This window comes from Sphingomonas sp. IW22, from assembly GCF_041321155.1.
Classification (GTDB): domain Bacteria; phylum Pseudomonadota; class Alphaproteobacteria; order Sphingomonadales; family Sphingomonadaceae; genus Sphingomonas.
Window position 1 is genome coordinate 1,615,290 of record NZ_JBGGWB010000001.1, and the last position, 17,107, is coordinate 1,632,396.

General features: G+C 63.9%; 9 protein-coding genes. 8 read left to right on the forward strand and 1 reads right to left on the reverse strand.

Annotated elements, in window-relative coordinates; all coding sequences use genetic code 11:
- Positions 1-13 precede the first annotated feature (13 nt).
- Both ACAX61_RS08130 and ACAX61_RS08135 read left to right on the forward strand, forming a co-directional pair.
- Entirely contained in the window at positions 14-1,690 is a 1,677-nt protein-coding gene (locus tag ACAX61_RS08130; protein ID WP_370714262.1) for a GMC family oxidoreductase, read from the forward strand.
- Between the two features lie 127 nt (positions 1,691-1,817).
- Entirely contained in the window at positions 1,818-4,172 is a 2,355-nt protein-coding gene (locus tag ACAX61_RS08135) for a GH92 family glycosyl hydrolase (protein ID WP_370714263.1), read from the forward strand.
- Between the two features lie 3 nt (positions 4,173-4,175).
- Here ACAX61_RS08135 and ACAX61_RS08140 read toward each other — a convergent pair whose 3' ends face one another.
- A complete protein-coding gene (locus ACAX61_RS08140; RefSeq protein ID WP_370714264.1) occupies positions 4,176-5,072 on the reverse strand; it encodes an ROK family protein in 897 nt (298 codons plus the stop codon).
- A gap of 213 nt (positions 5,073-5,285) precedes the next feature.
- Here ACAX61_RS08140 and ACAX61_RS08145 point away from each other — a divergent pair, with 213 nt between their 5' ends.
- The 6 genes from ACAX61_RS08145 (at position 5,286) to ACAX61_RS08170 (ending at position 17,096) form a co-directional block, all read left to right on the forward strand.
- Positions 5,286-6,581, forward strand: coding sequence for an ROK family transcriptional regulator (locus tag ACAX61_RS08145; protein ID WP_370714265.1), 1,296 nt, complete (start codon positions 5,286-5,288; stop codon positions 6,579-6,581).
- 235 nt (positions 6,582-6,816) lie between these two features.
- Positions 6,817-9,810, forward strand: a complete 2,994-nt coding sequence (locus ACAX61_RS08150) for a TonB-dependent receptor (RefSeq protein ID WP_370714266.1) — start codon at positions 6,817-6,819, stop codon at positions 9,808-9,810.
- An 84-nt stretch (positions 9,811-9,894) separates the two neighbouring features.
- Positions 9,895-10,959 (forward strand): glycoside hydrolase family 43 protein, encoded by a 1,065-nt coding sequence (locus tag ACAX61_RS08155; protein ID WP_370714267.1) that lies wholly within the window; start codon positions 9,895-9,897, stop codon positions 10,957-10,959.
- Positions 10,960-10,981: 22 nt separating this feature from the next.
- Positions 10,982-13,351, forward strand: coding sequence for a GH92 family glycosyl hydrolase (locus ACAX61_RS08160; RefSeq protein ID WP_370714268.1), 2,370 nt, complete (start codon positions 10,982-10,984; stop codon positions 13,349-13,351).
- A 2-nt stretch (positions 13,352-13,353) separates the two neighbouring features.
- A complete protein-coding gene (locus ACAX61_RS08165; RefSeq protein ID WP_370714949.1) occupies positions 13,354-14,784 on the forward strand; it encodes a glycoside hydrolase family 125 protein in 1,431 nt (476 codons plus the stop codon).
- Positions 14,781-17,096, forward strand: coding sequence for a GH92 family glycosyl hydrolase (locus ACAX61_RS08170; protein ID WP_370714269.1), 2,316 nt, complete (start codon positions 14,781-14,783; stop codon positions 17,094-17,096). The genes ACAX61_RS08165 and ACAX61_RS08170 overlap by 4 nt, the downstream gene beginning before the upstream one ends.
- Positions 17,097-17,107 lie beyond the last annotated feature (11 nt).

The following is a 17,107-nucleotide window of genomic DNA, read 5'->3' on the forward strand; positions in this document are numbered from 1 at the left end:
CAAGGGAAAGATCATGGCTTCGACCGACAGGTTTGACGCGATCGTCATCGGCTCAGGCGTCAGTGGCGGCTTTGCGGCCAAGGAACTGACCGAAAAGGGGCTGCGCGTGCTGATGCTCGACCGCGGTGTGATGGTCGAGCATGGGGAGGATTACCCCTATGACGGCCGCCCCGCATTCGAGGTACCGGCCCGCAACATCATGCCCAAGCCGCTGCTTGAAAGCGATTATTTCATCGCTCGCCACGGCTATGTCGCGCCCAGCAATCAAGGTTTCTACAATAACGACCGGCTGAACGGCTATGCCTTTGACGAAGGCAGCAAGTTCTACTGGATCCGCCCCGGCGCGGTTGGCGGCAAGTCGCTGATCTGGGGTCGCTGGAGCTTTCGCTGGGCGCCGGAGGATTTTGAAGCGAACAAGCGGGAGGGCGTCGATGGCGCCTGGCCCATCGGCTATGACGATCTGGTGCCTTGGTACAGCTATATCGAGAAATATATCGGGGTGTCGGGCTCGCGCGAAAACCTGCCCTATTTGCCCGACAGCGAATTTCAGCCGCCGATGCAGATGAACATTGCGGAAAAATGGCTGAAGGATCGGTTGGAGAGCAAGTTCCCCGGCCGCAAGCTGATCAACACGCGCCTGTCCAACATGACCGAGGACAAGCCCGATCAGAACCGCACCAAATGCCAGTTCCGCAATCAGTGCGGCAATGGCTGTTCGTTCGGCGCCTATTTCTCGACCCAGGCGGTGACGCTGCCAGCCGCGCGCGCGACGGGGCGGCTGACGCTTCAATCGGATGCCGTGGTCACCAATCTGGAATATGATGCCGCCCGCAAACGCGTGACCGGCGTGCGTTATGTCGATGCCAAGTCGGGTCAGGCACAGACGGTGAATGCCGATCTGGTGTTCCTGTGCGCGTCGGCGATGGGTTCGGTCCAGATTCTGATGAACTCACGCGCACCCGGCACGGGACGCAGCCATTTCGACAGTAGCGGCACGCTGGGCCGTTATGTGATGGACCATATCTTCCGCGTCGGCATCGACGGCGAAATCCCGGGGATGAGCGAATATATCGAATATGGTCGCCGTCCTGGAGGCGTCTATATCCCGCGTTTCCGCAACGTCGGCGGGGAAGAAGGCGTCGGCTTCAAGCGCGGCTATGGCTATCAGGGTGGCGCGCGTCGCGATCCAGCCGGGCCGGTCGGCTTTGGTGAGTCGATGAAGCACGGCATGCGCGGCTATGGTCCGTGGAAATTCGGCATGACCGCGTTCGGCGAATGCCTGCCCTATCGCGACAACCGCGTGTCGCTGCACAGCGACAAGGTCGATCGTTTCGGCGTCCCGCTGATGCGCTTTGACGTGCAGTTCCGTGACAACGAGCTTCGCATGATGGCCGACGCGCGCGAACAGGGCGAAGCGATGCTCAAGGGCGCAGGCATGACCAATGTGAAGAGCTGGGAAGGCGAACATGTCCCCGGTGACGCGATCCACGAAATGGGCGGCGCGCGCATGGGTGCCGATCCGCGCACGTCCGTGCTGAACCAGTGGAGTCAGGCGCACGACGCAAGCAACCTGTATGTGACGGACGGCGCGCAGATGGCGTCGGCATCGTGCGTCAACCCATCGCTGACGTTCATGGCGCTGACCGCACGGGCGGCCGATCACGCGGTCAAGCAGCTGAAGCGGGCATGATGGCGGGCACGGGGACACTCCCCGTGCCCTCACCCATTAAATAAACCGATTTTCCAAAAGCCATTGCGTCACGGCGGCGGATGCGCGACCAAAGCGGCATAACGCCGTTCGGGGGAGACCGCACGCCATGACATTCATCCATCGCCGCCGCCCCGCCAGTGCCGCGCTTGCACTGGCGTCCATCGCCATGACGGCCATGACTCCGCTGGCCAGCGTGACCGCGCAGGAACGCGGCGGTTATGACAGCGTCGATCCGTTCATCGGCACCGGTGGGGAAGGGCATACGTTCCCCGGCGCGGTTGCGCCGTTCGGCATGGTGCAGGCCAGCCCTGATACCGATACCGGCTGTCAGGTGCGCGAATGCTATGGCCACGCTGCGGGCTATCGTTACGACGACCCGACGATTCAGGGCTTTTCGCACACCCATTTTTCGGGCGCGGGCCATTCGGACCTGGGCGACTTTCTGGTCATGCCCGTTGCGGGCACCAATGTGTCGCTGGAACCGGGGGACGCGAGCAAGCCGGGTTCGGGCTATCGCTCACGCTTCGATCATCGCGAAGAAGTGGCGCGACCAGGCTATTATGCGGTCACGCTGAAGGATTCGGACATTCGCGCCGAACTGACGGCGGGCACGCGCGTGGCTGTCCACCGCTATCGCTTTCCCACGGGACAGGACGCGCATGTCGTCATCGACCTTCGCAGTTCGCTCTACAATTATCCGGGCAAAATCCTGTGGTCGTCGGTCCGGTTACGCGACGACGGCACGATCACCGGCATGCGCGAGACGCGCGGCTGGGCACCGGGGCGCAAGCTGTTCTTCGCGATCCGCCCCAATGCAAAGCTGACGGGCCATGCCTTCGTCAACCGCGAGGAAAATATCGCCTATAAGGGCTTTCAGGGACCGGGGCGCGGACGCACCGATGTCGACCAGTTGCTGGGTCGTGCGCTGGTCGCACGGCTCGATTTCGGGCGGCTGTCCGCGCCGCTTGAGCTGAAGGTCGCGATTTCCAGCGTCGATGAGGATGGCGCGATCGCCAATCTGGAAAGCGAAACGGGCGGTTTCGGCACCATTCACGGCACCACCCGCGCCGCCTGGACCAAGGCACTGGATACGGTCCGCATCGACGCGCCTGCACCGATGAAGCGCATGGTCTATACGGGCCTGTATCACAGCATGATCGCGCCCAGCGTGTTTGCCGACGCCGATGGCCGCTATCGCGGGCCAGACGATCAGGTCCACCGGGCGGAGAACTTCACCTTCCACTCGACCTTCTCGCTATGGGATACGTTCCGCGCGCAACATCCACTGTTGCTGCTGACCCAACCGGAGCGGCGGAACCTGGATTTCGTCCAGTCGCTGCTCGCCAGCCAGCGACACAGCCCGCACGGCATCCTGCCCGTGTGGCAGTTCCACGGGCGCGAGACGTGGACGATGATCGGCTATCACGGCGTCCCGGTGATCGCCGATGCATGGCTGAAGGGCCTGCGCGGTTTCGATGAAAACGCCGCGCTGGATGCGATGGTCGCCAGTGCCAGCTATGGTCAATATGGCGGGCTGGATCACTATATGCAGCTTGGCTACGTGCCCATCGACCGCGAACCGGAAGCGGCGTCAAAGACGGTCGAATATGCCTATGACGACTGGACCATCGCGCGCATGGCGCGGGCCATGGGGCGCAGCGACGTCGCCGCCCGCTTCGAAAAGCGCGCGGGCAACTGGCGCAACAGCTTCGACGCAAAGACCGGCTTCCTGCGCGCGCGAAAGGCCGATGGCAGCTTCCGCACCCCCTTCGATCCCACCGCCATCAATTATGGCAGCGACTATACCGAGGGGAATGCCTGGCAATATTCGTGGTTCGTGCCGCAGGATCAGGCCGCGATGTTCAGGCTGCTGGGCGGTGATGCCGCGGCGGTGAAGAAGCTGGATGCGATGTTCGACTTCGACATGTCGGGCATCGATTACAGCCATGCAGAGGATATTGCCGGCCTGATCGGCCAATATATCCACGGCAACGAACCCAGCCACCACGTCGCCTATCTCTACAACTATGCCGGCCAGCCGTGGCGGACACAGGAGCGGCTGAAGCAGATTATCGACAGCCAGTATAAGGCGGCACCCGACGGCCTGTCGGGCAATGACGATCTGGGTCAGATGTCGGCATGGCTGGTGTTCACGGCACTGGGTTTCTACCCGGTCGCGCCGGGGTCGAACGAATATGTGCTGGGCCGCCCCTTTGTAGAGCGTGCGGGCATGACGCTGCCCAATGGCAAGCAGTTTACCGTGGTCGCGGATCAGTTGTCCGACACCAACCGCTATGTGGGGGGCGTGACGCTGAACGGTCGCCCGCTGGCGCGCAGCTTCATCCGGCACGACGAACTGATGGCGGGCGGCGAGCTTCGCTTCACGATGCAGGCGACGCCCAACCGCAACTGGGCAACGGCCCCTGCGCAGCGCCCCTATTCAATGAGCGCGGCGCGCTGAGGGTCAGGCGGGAACGCGCGACAGCGCGGTCGCGGCCACCGCGATCGAGCCGAGCGGACCCGCCATCGCTCCCAATGCGGGCGCCACGATGTAGGGCACAGGGGGCAGCGGCATGTAACCCGCCAGGCTCGCCCGCAGCGCCGTGTCGATCCGGGGCAGCAGATGCGGCTGACGCACGGCCACGCCGCCGCCAATGGCGATGCGACGCGGCCCGGTGGTGACAACGATCGCATGGCACATGGCGGCCAGCGCCTCGACAATCGGGGTCCATAGCGGATCGTCCGGCCCGACATCCTCAACCGCACGCCCGTTCAGCCGCCCGCGCAGGGCAGTGCCCGATGCCAGCCCCTCTACGCAGTCGGGGTGATAGCGGCAGACGCTTTCGAAATTGTCCCCGGCCGGTCGCGGAATGCGCAGATGGCCGATCTCGCTGTGCCCGATGCCGCCGGTCGTGCGACCCCGCACCACCAGCCCCACGCCGACACCCGTCCCAACGGTCACATAGGCGAAGTCGTCCAGCCCCTTGGCACAGCCCCAACGCATTTCAGCCAGTGCAGCACCGTTGACGTCGGTGTCGACCGCAACCGGGACCAGCCGCACCGCGCTCAGCTGCTCAAGCACCGGCGCGCCCGGCCAGCCGGGCTTGTTCGTGGCCAGCACCACACCGTAATCGCCGCGCGCCGGATCGACACCGATCGGCCCGAATGCGGCGATGCCAAGCGCATCATAGGTCCAGCGGCTCAGAATATCGGCGATCGCCGACAGCGTGGCGTCGGGCGTGGTGGTCGACACCATAAGCTGTTCGTCAATGCGGTCGGGACCGCTGCCTAGCGTGACCAGGCATTTGGTGCCGCCCAGCTCAACCCCCGCCAATCGGCCTGCGGGCTCAACCCGGCTCATTGCGCTGCGCCTTGTCGCGACGCGGACAGACATTCGGTCGCTGGACGCACCCATTCCTCCCCTTGCGATGCGGAGCCGATGCCCCTGGGTCTTCCTAGCCCCTTTAATACATCAAATTGCATAATTCAAAGCGGGAGGGAAGCGGCCAGGTGCAGGTACGTACCTCAAGACCACTGGCCGAACGCGTCGCTTGCGCTATGGTCGTGCCTATATGTGCCGGGAGCAGCCGATGAAGCCGAAGCCAGTCTTGCGTTCGCGTCCGACGCCAGCGACGGGAGTGGCGTGTTGAACGACGGTACGCCCATCGCCCGCCCCCGCCTGTCGGGCACCAATCTGGTTCGTGCGGCGGATCATAACCAGCGGGTCACCCTGCACGCCATTCGCGTGGGCGGATCGCTGACCCGCGTGGAGCTGGCGCGCATCACCGGCCTGACGGGCCCGGCCATCGCCAACATCACGCGCCGCCTGCTTCAGGACGGCATGATTGAGGAAGCGGGCCAGCGGCGCGGCGGCCGGGGCCAGCCCCCCACCAAGCTGGTGGTTCGGCACGACGCCTGCAACTCGATTGGCGTTAATGTCGACCGCGACCATGTCAGCATCGTGCTGGTCGATTTTTCCGGTCGAACGCTGGCCAGCGTGTCGGAAGATGTCGAATATGCCCTGCCCGATCAGGTGCGGACGCTGTATCGCCGCTCGATCAAGAAGCTGTTGCGCAAGGCGAATGTAGAGCCGGCCAAGCTGATCGGGATCGGCGTGGCCATTCCCGACGATCTCGGCTCGGTCGACCTGCCCGGCAGGCCTGATGCCTATTCCGAATGGAACAGCGTCGATGTTGCGGGACTGTTCGGCGATCCGTTCGCCCTGCCCGTCTTTGTCGAGAACGACGCCGCCGCCGCCGCCATCGGCGAGATGCAGTTCGGCCTGGGGCAGCAGAATCACAGCTTTTTCTATATTCTGATGTCTTCGGGTCTGGGCGGCGGCTTTGTCGTCGACGGCAATTACGTGCGCGGTGCCAATGGGCGAAGCGGCGAACTGGGCTTCATGCATGCATCCGGCGACATGGGGTCTGGGGAGCCAATTCAGCGGTGGGTGTCGCTGTCGGGACTGGCCGCGCATCTGGCGGCGGACGGCCACCCGCTATCGGCCGCGCTGGCGGACGATCCCGAACCGGCCGTTGCCGACTCGCTTGAACGCTGGACCACCCACGCCGCGACATTGCTCGCCACTCCGATCGAGGCGATCAACTGCCTGATCGACCCCGGCCTGATCCTGCTGGGCGGGCGCCTGCCGGCCGCCCTGCTCGATCGACTTGCGGATCGCATCAACGCGCGCATGGCCGCTTCGCGTGACGGATCGCCCGCGGTCGCCCCGGTCGTGCGTGCGCAACTCGCCAAGGATGCGCCCGCTGTCGGCGCGGCGATTCTACCGTTCGGCCACTTCCTGCTTCCGACGCCTGGTGCGCTTTGGAAGGCTGGCCCCGTCGACGCGCAGGCATTCCAAAGCACCTGATTTCGCTCGGCAACCGCCGAACCACGACATCGAAGCAGCATTAGGCGTGCGGCATTGTGTTGCCGCGCGGCCACGCGCGACGCGCTTTCACCCGACTGCTCGCAATCTATCCAATTGACAATTTGCTTTTGGTATTGCCGTATAGTGGCAGATGTTCGGCCGCAGCCGCCGCGATGCTCGCTGCGGGTTGGGAAATGAGAATCGGACACACAATCGGTTTGTGGAGGGATAGTCGATGACGGGATTCATGCGCGGCCGCACGCGGCCGGGACTTCGCAACTACACGCTTCGCCTGCTGATGACGGCGGGTGCCTGTGTCGGTACTGCCGGCACGTCGCTGGCCCAGACGGTCGACACCCCGCCGCCAGCCAATGTGCCCGCGGCTCAGGATCCCACCGCCGGCGATATCGTCGTCACTGGCTATCGCCGCTCGATCGAGGAAAGCCTGACGCAAAAGCGGGAGGCTAACGCCTTTGTCGACGTGATCACGGCCGAGGATGTCGGCAAATTCCCCGACAAGAACGTGGCCGACGCGCTTCAGCGCGTGCCCGGCGTGATCATCACCCGCGACGGTGGCGAAGGTAGCCGCGTCAGCATTCGCGGCCTTCAGCCCGGCCTGACGCTGACATTGCTCAACGGCAATTTCCTGGCTGGCGCCGATTCGGGCGATCCCCAGCGTTCGTTCAACTATGTCCTGCTGCCGTCGAACTTCATCGCCTCGACCGAAGTCTACAAGTCGCCCGAAGCGCGGCTGGAGGAAGGCGGCGTCGGCGGCACGATCATCCTGAATACCCGCCGCCCCTTCGATGTACCGTCGGGTTCGGGCTTCATCTCGGTCGAGGGCACCTATGCCGAAACGACCGAAAAGTTCGAGCCGCAGATCGGCGCGCAATATTCCTGGAAGAATGCCGACGAAACGCTCGGCGTCCTTGTCGGCGGCGTCTATCAGCAACGCTCGAACCGCGAACTGCGCGGCACGACCGAAACTTGGCGCTGGTGGAGCGATCGTGACCCGGCAACGGGTGAAGTGCTGACGCCTGCAACCGACGTGAACGGCAATCCGTTCGAAAATGACGACGCCATTTCCTATTGGCCCGGCGGCGGCAATTCGACGCAGGGGGGCACGCGCTATTCGGGCTATTGGGCGCCGCAGTCGGTCAATGCCGAGGTGTTCGACCAGAAGCGCGACCGTTACGGCATCCAGGCGACGGTTCAGGCGCGTCCGTTCGACAATGTGACCGTCACGTCGAACTTCTTCCGCTTCGAATATAGCAGCGACTTTACCAGCAACGTGCTGAAAATCCCCGAATGGGGCTATGGCAATTTTTTCAGCGACGCGAAGCTGGACCCCAGCGGCACGATCTTCCAGTCGGCGCGGTTCGAAGTGCCGGCGGCAGGCACCGGGTGCCTGACCAGCACGCCGCCCTGCACGATGGAAACGCCGCAGATCGCCGGCACTTTCAGCCGCGAAAAGCAGGTGTCGAACACCTTCGAGACCGAGGTCGCGTATGAAGGCGACCGGTTCACCGCGATTGCCAAGTTCGGCAAGACGCGCGCGACCGGCGGCCCGTCGATCCGTTTTGGCGTTGCCGCAAAGCCGCGCCTGACCGTCACCGGACAGGAAGCGAACGGCAATTTCGTTAGCGAATGGGACCTGTCGGGCAGCCGCCCGAACTTCACCTTCTCTCCTGAGCTGCAAGACAATATCAGGAACGGCATTGCCCAGATCGACATCGGCTCGACCGGCGGCGGCTTTACCAACAGCGAATTGTCGCAGCGTTATGCCCAGCTGGACCTGACCCAGCGTTTCGACAGCTTCCTGACATCGATCCAGGCGGGCGTGAAGTGGCGCGATCTGGACATCCAGCGCGAAACGGCGCGTTATGAATGGTATGCCGATCCTGCGACCAAACAGCGATTTCAGGACACGCCCGACGGCGCCGTGGCACGGCCGGAATATTTCTATGACCAGCCGATCGGAAACATCGCCGGTGGCTTTAACGCCAACATCTTCCCCGGCATCAATTTCGACAATTATATCGGTTATCTGAACGACACCTATGGTCCAGCGGTGCTCGTCCCCGAACCCGAAAATCTGTACAATGTCGGGGAGCGGGTCTGGTCCGGCTATGTCCAGGCCAATTTTGAAAGCGGCGGACTGCGCGGCAATCTCGGTCTGCGTGTCGCCAATACACGTCAGTCGGGTGTGACCTCGGACCGGCTGGAATATCTGGACGATTATTGCGTCGACGGCCCCGCCGGTCCGTTCGATCCCAATCGTCCGATCGGATCGGACGGCAATTGCCAGGTCATCCCGCTCGAGCAGCGCCGCCGTCTGATCAACGTCCAGCTGGACGAGTCCAAGACCTATACCGACTGGCTGCCCAGCCTGAACGTCTCATACGAAATCACGCCCAACCTGCTCATGCGCGGCGCGGCGGCAAAGGTGATTTCGCGCCCGGCATTCAGCGATCTGGGCGGCGCGCGTTCGCTGACCTATCGTTCGGCCGAATATGCGTTCGACCGCAACCAGTTCGGCGAGTTCGAAGGCTGGTCGGGCAGCGGTGGCAATTCACAGCTCAACCCGTTCTCCGCATGGCAGTACGATCTTGGCATCGAATGGTATTTCCAGCGCGGATCAGTGCTGGGCGCGACGTTGTTCCGCAAGGACGTGTCGGACTTCGTCGTGCCGCTGGTGCTGGACGTGACGCGTGAAGTCGCCGGGGAACAGGTGCTGATCCAGCCCTATTCCACGATCGCCAACGGGTCCGACGCGGTGTCGCAGGGTGTCGAGCTTTATGCCCAGCACACCCTGCCCTTCGGCCTCGGCGCACAGGTCAACTTCACCTATAACGACACCTCGGTCGCGCAGGTGACGCTGGATGGTGAGGATGTCGGCTCGTCGGCACTGGTCGGCAGCGCCAAGACGCAGCTCAACGGTTCGGTCTTCTATGAAAACGACCGGATGCTGCTGCGTGCATCCTATAACCGCCGCGGTGAAGTGGTCGGCGGGCTCGCATCGGGCCTGAACGTCTATACCGCCCCTTATGAACAGGTGGACATCAATGCGTCCTATGAACTGTTCGAAGGCGTGCTGCTGACGGCATCGGTCATCAACCTGACCAAGTCGGAAGAGCGGCAATATCTGGGCAACGACACCGAAGACCGGTTCGTGCGCAGCAATTATTTCGGTCGCCGGGCCTATGTCGGCCTGTCGTACAACTTCTAAGGCGAACTGAAGCCAGACCGATTGGGGGGCGTGGCGTAACGTCCCCCATTTCGGCAGACCCACAAGAAAACAAAGGGGAGCGGCATGACGGGAAGGCTACGGATCGGCATCATCGCGGCGGCGGCGGTGCTGACGGCGGGCATCGGCTATGCCGCGAACCCCATCGTGAAGGGCTGGTATGCCGACCCCGAGATCCATGTGTTCGAGGGGCGTTACTGGATCTACCCGACCTATTCCGACCATGACGGGGCGCCGCGCGCGCCGTCGCGCTTCACCCCGGCGCAGGAACAGGCACGCAAGCAGCGGATGGTGCGGCCATCCTATGGCTTCCAGACCTTTTTCGACGCCTTCTCCTCGCCCGACATGGTGAATTGGACCCGGCATGAGCGCGTGCTGGATGTCGAGAATATCGACTGGGCCGCCTATGCCATCTGGGCGCCATCGGCGATTCACGCCAATGGCCGCTATTACCTGTTCTTCAGCGCCAACGACATTCAGAGCGACAAGGAACTGGGCGGTATCGGGCTGGCCGTCGCCGACCGGCCGGAAGGGCCGTTTCGCGATGCGCTGGGCAAGCCGCTGATCGGCACGTTCCACAATGGCGCCCAGCCGATCGACCCCTTCGCCTTCCGCGATCGCGATGGGCAGGTCTATCTTTTCTATGGCGGTTGGGGCCATTGCAACGTCGTCCGGCTGAGCGCGGACCTGCGCTCCATCGTGCCGCATCCCGACGGTTCGATGTTCAAGGAAATCACGCCCCCCGGCTATGTCGAGGGTTCGTTCATGATCGAACGCAAGGGCGTCTATTATCTGATGTGGTCCGAAGGCGGCTGGACCGGCCCCGACTACAGCGTCGCCTATGCCATGGGCTCAAGCCCGACCGGACCGTTCAAACCGATGGGCAAGATCCTGGCGCAGGACATGCGGATCGCGCGCGGAGCGGGCCATCATTCGGTGGTCAACGTGCCGGGCACCGACGAATGGTACATCGCCTATCACCGCCGCCCACTGAACGAAACGCGCGGAGAGCGGCGACAGCTTGCGATCGACCGCATGACCTTCAATGCCGACGGCACGATCCAGCCGGTGCGGCTGACCAACAAGGGTGTCGGCCCGCGCCCGTTGCCGGGTGCCACAGCACAGCGCTGACCAAGCGAACAAGGGGAGCATCATGAGCCTGAAAACGATTCTGCACACCGCCCGGAACCTGGCCGCTTCGACCGCGGCGGCGGCGCTGGTGGCGGCATCGCTGCCCGTCGCGAGCGCGCAAGCCGGGCAGGCACAGGCCGAACAGGAAGCGCTGGTCGACCTTGCCAACCCGCTGATGGGCACCGATTCCAGCTATGAACTGTCCTATGGCAACACCTATCCCGCGGTGGCCGTGCCGTGGGGGATGAATTTCTGGACCCCGGTAACCGGCGAAATGGGCAGCGGCTGGGGCTATGTCTATGACGCGCACAAGATCAACGGGATCAAGCAGACGCACCAGCCCAGCCCGTGGATGAACGATTATGCCGCCTTCTCACTGTTTGCAGAGACGGGGCCGCTGAAGATCAAGCAGTCGGAACGCGCATCCTGGTTCAGCCACAAGGCCGAAGAAGCGCGCCCCTATGGCTACAAGGTCTATCTGGCCGACTACGACGTTACCGCCGAAGTGGTGCCGACCAACCGCGCCGCGCAATTCCGTTTCACCTTCCCCGAAAGCGACGACGCGCACATCCTGCTCGACGCGTATGACAAGGGGTCGATGGTCCAGATCGACCCCGCGCGGCGGCGCATCACAGGCTATGCCCGCAACAACAGCGGCGGGGTGCCGGCCAATTTCCACAATTATTTCGTCGCCGAATTCGACCATGACTTCACCGTCACGCGCACCTGGGACAGCAACGGCGCGCTGAGCGCCGACCGCAAGCGGGAGGGCGCGCATGTCGGCGCCGTTGTCAGCTTCAAGACGCGCAAGGGCGAAACGGTAGGGGTCAAGGTCGCATCGTCCTTCATCAGCCCCGAACAGGCGGTTCTGAACCTACGCGAAATCGGTCGCGACAGCTTTGACCAGACAAAGGCCAAGGCGAAAGCCGCGTGGGAAACCGAATTTCAGCGCGTGCAGGTCAGCGACCCGAACGAACGCAACCGGCGCACCTTCTATTCGGCGCTGTACCGAATGCTGCAATTCCCGCGCACCTTCCACGAAATCGACGCTCGCGGGCGCACCGTTCACTACAGCCCCTATGACGGCAAGGTGCATGACGGCCCGCTGTTCACCGACAACGGGTTCTGGGACACTTGGCGCGCGGTATTCCCGTGGTTCGCGCTGATGTATCCCGAACTCGACGGCCAGATCATGCAGGGGCTGGTCAACACCTATACCGAATCGGGCTGGCTGCCCGAATGGGCCAGCCCCGGTCATCGCAGCGTGATGATCGGCTCCAACTCGGCCAACATCATCGCCGACGCCTATATCAACGGCGTCCGCGGCTTTGACGTCGAAAAGCTGTATGAGGCGATGGTCAAGAACGCGACCACGTCGGAAGGGCGCCCGCGCGACGCGCGCGGACGCGTGCTGACGGCGGTGGGGCGCGAGGGCGTCGAATATTACAACCAGCTGGGCTATGTCCCCTATGACGTCGGCATCAACGAAAATGCCGCGCGCACGCTGGAATATGCGACGGCCGATTTCTCGCTCTCCCGACTGGCGGCAGCGCTGGGCAAGACCGATGACGCGCGCAAATATGCGGCGCAGGCGCAGAATTATCGCAAGCTTTATGACACCCAAACGGGCTGGATGCGCGGCCGCAACCGCGACGGCAGCTGGGCGACGCCGTTCAACCCGCTGAAATGGGGCGACGCGTTCACCGAAGGAAACGCGCTCCATTATAGCTGGTCAGTAATGCAGGACCCGCAGGGCCTGATCGACCTGATGGGCGGGGACAAGGCGTTCGTCGACCGGCTGGATTCGATCTTCACCACCCCGCCGCTGTTCGACGACAGCTATTACGGACAGGTCATTCACGAAATCCGCGAAATGCAGATCGTCGACATGGGCCAATATGCCCATGGCAACCAGCCGATCCAGCACATGCCCTATCTGTACAACTGGGCCGGCGCACCGTGGAAGACGCAAGGGCGGGTGCGCGACATCCTGACCAAGCTCTATTCCCCCGATCCCGATGGCTATCCGGGCGACGAGGATAATGGCCAGACGTCGGCCTGGTATGTGTTCTCGGCATTGGGCTTCTACCCGGTCGCATCCGCCACTGGCCAATATGCCATCGGCAGCCCTCTGTTCCGCCACATGTCGCTGACCATGCCCAATGGCCGCAAACTGGTGATCGAGGCGGAGAATAACGGCCCCGGCAATCCGTACATCCAGTCCGCGACCTTCAACGGCCAGCGTCATGACAAGCCCTGGCTGACACGCGAAGCGTTGCAGGCCGGGGGTACGCTGCGCTTCGTCATGGGGCCGAAGCCCAACCCCGCCTGGGGCGCGGCAAAGGCTGATGCACCCTTCTCGATGAGTCGCCCGCAGGGAGGGGCGAAGTGACCATGGCCGATCGTCGTACCGTTATCGCCGGCGCCGGCCTGGCGGCGCTCGCCGCGACGCTGCCCGGCCGCGCGCTGGCCCAGCCCTTTGCCAGCAAGCGCCCGCCCGCCGCGCAGCGCGGCTTCACCAGCAAGGCTGTCGAGGCGGAAATCGCCCGCGTAAAGGCCCGGATCGCCGACCCGGAACTCGCCTGGCTGTTCGAGAACTGCTACCCCAACACGCTCGATACGACGGTGCGGCTGGGCATGGTCGATGGAAAGCCCGACACCTTCGTCATCACCGGCGATATCGACGCGATGTGGCTGCGCGACAGCTCGGCCCAGCTTCAGACCTATGTCCATCTGACGCCAAAGGACGCCGATCTGCGCCACCTGTTCCACGGCGCATTCCAGCGTCAGGCGCGCTGCATCCTGATCGACCCCTATGCCAACGCGTTCATGGCCGACCCGGCGGCGTTGTCCAGCCTGTCCGCGCGGGGGGACCGGACCGACATGAAGCCCGGCGTGGCCGAACGGAAATGGGAGATCGACTCGCTCTGCTACCCGATGCGGCTGGCCCATGCCTATTGGACAGCAACGCGCGACAAGACGCCGTTCGATGCATTGTGGGCACAGGCAATGACGCTCGCGGTCCAGACCCTGCGCGTGCAGCAGCGAAAGGATGGCTCCGGTCCCTACAGCTTTCAGCGCGTCGACCCTTCCCCCACCGAAACACTGATGTTCGGCGGCTTTGGCGCGCCGACGCGCAAGGTGGAGCTGATCCATTCGGGCTTTCGCCCCTCGGACGATGCGTGTGTCTTTCCGTTCCTGATCCCGTCCAACCTGTTTGCGGTGTCCGCCCTGCGGATGCTGGCGCAGGTGCTGAACGAAGCGCGCGGCGATGCCGCTTCCGCGCAAGGCGCCAGCGCCCTGGCGGACGAGGTCGAGGCCGCGCTGCGCGACCATGGCCGCATGAGCGACGGCCAGGGCGGTCAGGTCTGGGCATTTGAAGTCGATGGCTATGGCAATGCCATCTTCATGGACGATGCCAATGTCCCCAGCCTGTCGGCACTACCCCTGCTTGGCGCGGCGGCACGCGACGACGCGCTGTGGCGGCGCACCCGCGATTTGGCCTGGAGCGAGCGCAACCCCTATTTCTTCAAGGGCAGCGCGGCCGAGGGAATTGGCGGGCCGCATATCGGCATGGACATGATCTGGCCGATGTCGCTGATCAGCCGCGCGCTGCTGTCCGACGACGATGGAGAGGTTCGCCGCTGCCTGCGCTGGCTGAGCAATACCCATGCGGGCACGGGTTTCATGCACGAAAGCTTTCACAAGGACGATCCGGCGAAGTTCACCCGCAGCTGGTTCGCCTGGGCCAACGGGCTGTTCGGGGATTTGATCCTCGACATCGAACGACATCGACCGGCCCTGTTGAAAGAGCGTTTCGCATGACCCCCACGCGCCGACAATTGCTGGCTGGAACCGGGGGGCTGGCGCTGACCGGCGCCCTGCCACGCACCGCCTCCGCCGCGCCCACCGCCACGCCGCCCAATCTTTTCGTCGGAACCGGCGGTCACGGCCATACCTATCCCGGCGCGACATTGCCGTTCGGCATGATCCAGCTCAGCCCCGATACCAATGTGTCGGGCTGGGATGCCTGTTCGGGCTATCACGTCAAGGACGGCTCGATCATGGGGTTCAGCCACACCCATTTGTCCGGCACCGGCATTGGCGACATGCTGGACGTGCTGGTGGTACCGACCACCGGCCCTGTGCGGCTGAAGCCGGGTACGCCGGAAGATTTCGCCGACGGATACCGCCAGCGTTTCCGCGATGAACATGCCGAACCCGGCTATTACCGGGTCACGCTGGAAAAAGGCGTACGGGCCGAGCTGACGGTGACCGACCGCACCGGCTGGCATCGCCATACCTTTCCGGCGGGGCCCGGCCATATCCTGGTCGACTTCGCGCACATGATCCTTGACCCGTGGGACAAGGGAACGCTGGTCGACGACGCATCGCTGGCGATCGACGCCGACGGCACGCTGACGGGCAGCCGCCGTGTGCATCGCTGGGCCAAGGGACGGCGCATCCATTTCGCGATGCAGCTGTCCCGCAAGCCCGACCGTGTCACCTTCTATGGCGACGACGATGCCGAACAGCCCGCCGGGACCACCGGCGTGAAGGGCGCCAAGCTGAAGGTCGCGCTGCATTATGACGATGCCGGTGCCGCGCCGATCCTGATCCGCTGCGCCGTGTCCGCCGTGGACGTGGCCGGCGCCCGCGCCAATCTGGCGGCAGAAGCGTCCCATTGGGACTTTGACCGCATCCGCCGCGCCGCCCGCGCTCGCTGGATGGCCGCGCTGGATGCGGTAAAGGTTGACGGCGGCACCCCCGATCAGCGCACCATAATGGCCAGTGCGCTGTATCACGCGCTACTGGCCCCGACGCTGTTCACCGACAGCGACGGACGGTTCATGGGAATGGACCGCCAGGTCCACCGCGCGGGCGCCGACGCGCCTGCCTTCAGCACCTATTCGCTGTGGGACACCTATCGCGCCTTTCACCCGCTGATCACGCTGATCGATCGCGAGCGTGCGACGATGTTCACGCGCGACCTGATCCGCCAGACACAGCAGAGCCGCTATGGTGCGCCGGTCTGGCAGCTTCAGGGGATCGAGACGGGCACGATGATCGGCTGGCACGCAGTATCGGTGCTGGCAGAGGCAAAGGCCAAGGGGATCGAGGCCGACTATGCCGCCGCATGGCCCGCGCTGCGCCGCCGTGCCTTCGACGCCGACATGCCCGATGTCGACGGCACGCTGGGCCGCGATTTCTATATCAAGCGCGGCTGGATTCCCGCGGACCGGATATGGGAGTCGGTCAGTCGGACACAGGAATATGCATATGACGACTGGGCGGGGGCGGTCATTGCCGATGCGGCGGGGGCCAGTGCCGATGCCGCGGCGCTGCGCAAGCGGAGCCTGAACTATCGCAACGTCCTCGACCCCTCGATCGGCTTTGCCCGGCCGCGTTTCGATGACGGCAGCTGGTGGTCGCCCTATGACCCGATCCAGATCGGCCACGACCCCAAGAAATATCGCGACTATACCGAAGCGAATGGCTGGCAGACCACCTTCCTGAACCAGCACGACATTTACGGACACATCGCGCTGTTCGGCGGCGACAAGGGGTATGAAGCGCGGCTCGACGCCTTTTTCAACGCGCCCTCGACACTGCCCGACAATGCGCCGCCCGACATTTCCGGGTTGGTCGGCCAATATGCGCACGGCAACGAACCAAACCACCATTGCGCTTATCTCTACGCCTATTGCGGCGCGCCGCATAAGACGCAGGCGATGGTGCGCCGGCTGTTGGTGGAGATGTACAAGAACGATCCCGACGGCGTGATCGGCAATGACGATTGCGGGCAGATGAGCGCGTGGTTCGTCTTTTCGGCGCTGGGCTTCTACCCGGTCGATCCGGTCAGCGCGCTATACGTCTTTGGCTCACCCCTGTTCGATGAAGCGCAGATGCGGCTGGGCGGCGGGCGGCGATTGACGGTACGTGCCACGGGCAACGCACCCCACCGCCCCTATGTCCAGTCAGTGACGTGGAACGGGCGGCCATGGACGCGCAACTGGATCAGCCACGCCGATCTGGCGCAGGGCGGCACACTGGTCTTTGCCATGGGCGACCGCCCATCGCGGTTCGGCATGGCCAAGGCGGATCGTCCACCGTCACACGGACGCCTGTCCACCTGAAACAGACTGTC

Coding starts and splice junctions, on each gene's coding strand:
- ACAX61_RS08130 (WP_370714262.1), top strand. CDS start 14: ATGGCTTCGACCGACAGGTTTGACGCGATCGTCATCGGCTCAGGCGTC.
- ACAX61_RS08135 (WP_370714263.1), top strand. CDS start 1,818: ATGACATTCATCCATCGCCGCCGCCCCGCCAGTGCCGCGCTTGCACTG.
- ACAX61_RS08150 (WP_370714266.1), top strand. CDS start 6,817: ATGACGGGATTCATGCGCGGCCGCACGCGGCCGGGACTTCGCAACTAC.
- ACAX61_RS08170 (WP_370714269.1), top strand. CDS start 14,781: ATGACCCCCACGCGCCGACAATTGCTGGCTGGAACCGGGGGGCTGGCG.
- ACAX61_RS08155 (WP_370714267.1), top strand. CDS start 9,895: ATGACGGGAAGGCTACGGATCGGCATCATCGCGGCGGCGGCGGTGCTG.
- ACAX61_RS08140 (WP_370714264.1), bottom strand. CDS start 5,072: ATGAGCCGGGTTGAGCCCGCAGGCCGATTGGCGGGGGTTGAGCTGGGC.
- ACAX61_RS08165 (WP_370714949.1), top strand. CDS start 13,354: ATGGCCGATCGTCGTACCGTTATCGCCGGCGCCGGCCTGGCGGCGCTC.
- ACAX61_RS08160 (WP_370714268.1), top strand. CDS start 10,982: ATGAGCCTGAAAACGATTCTGCACACCGCCCGGAACCTGGCCGCTTCG.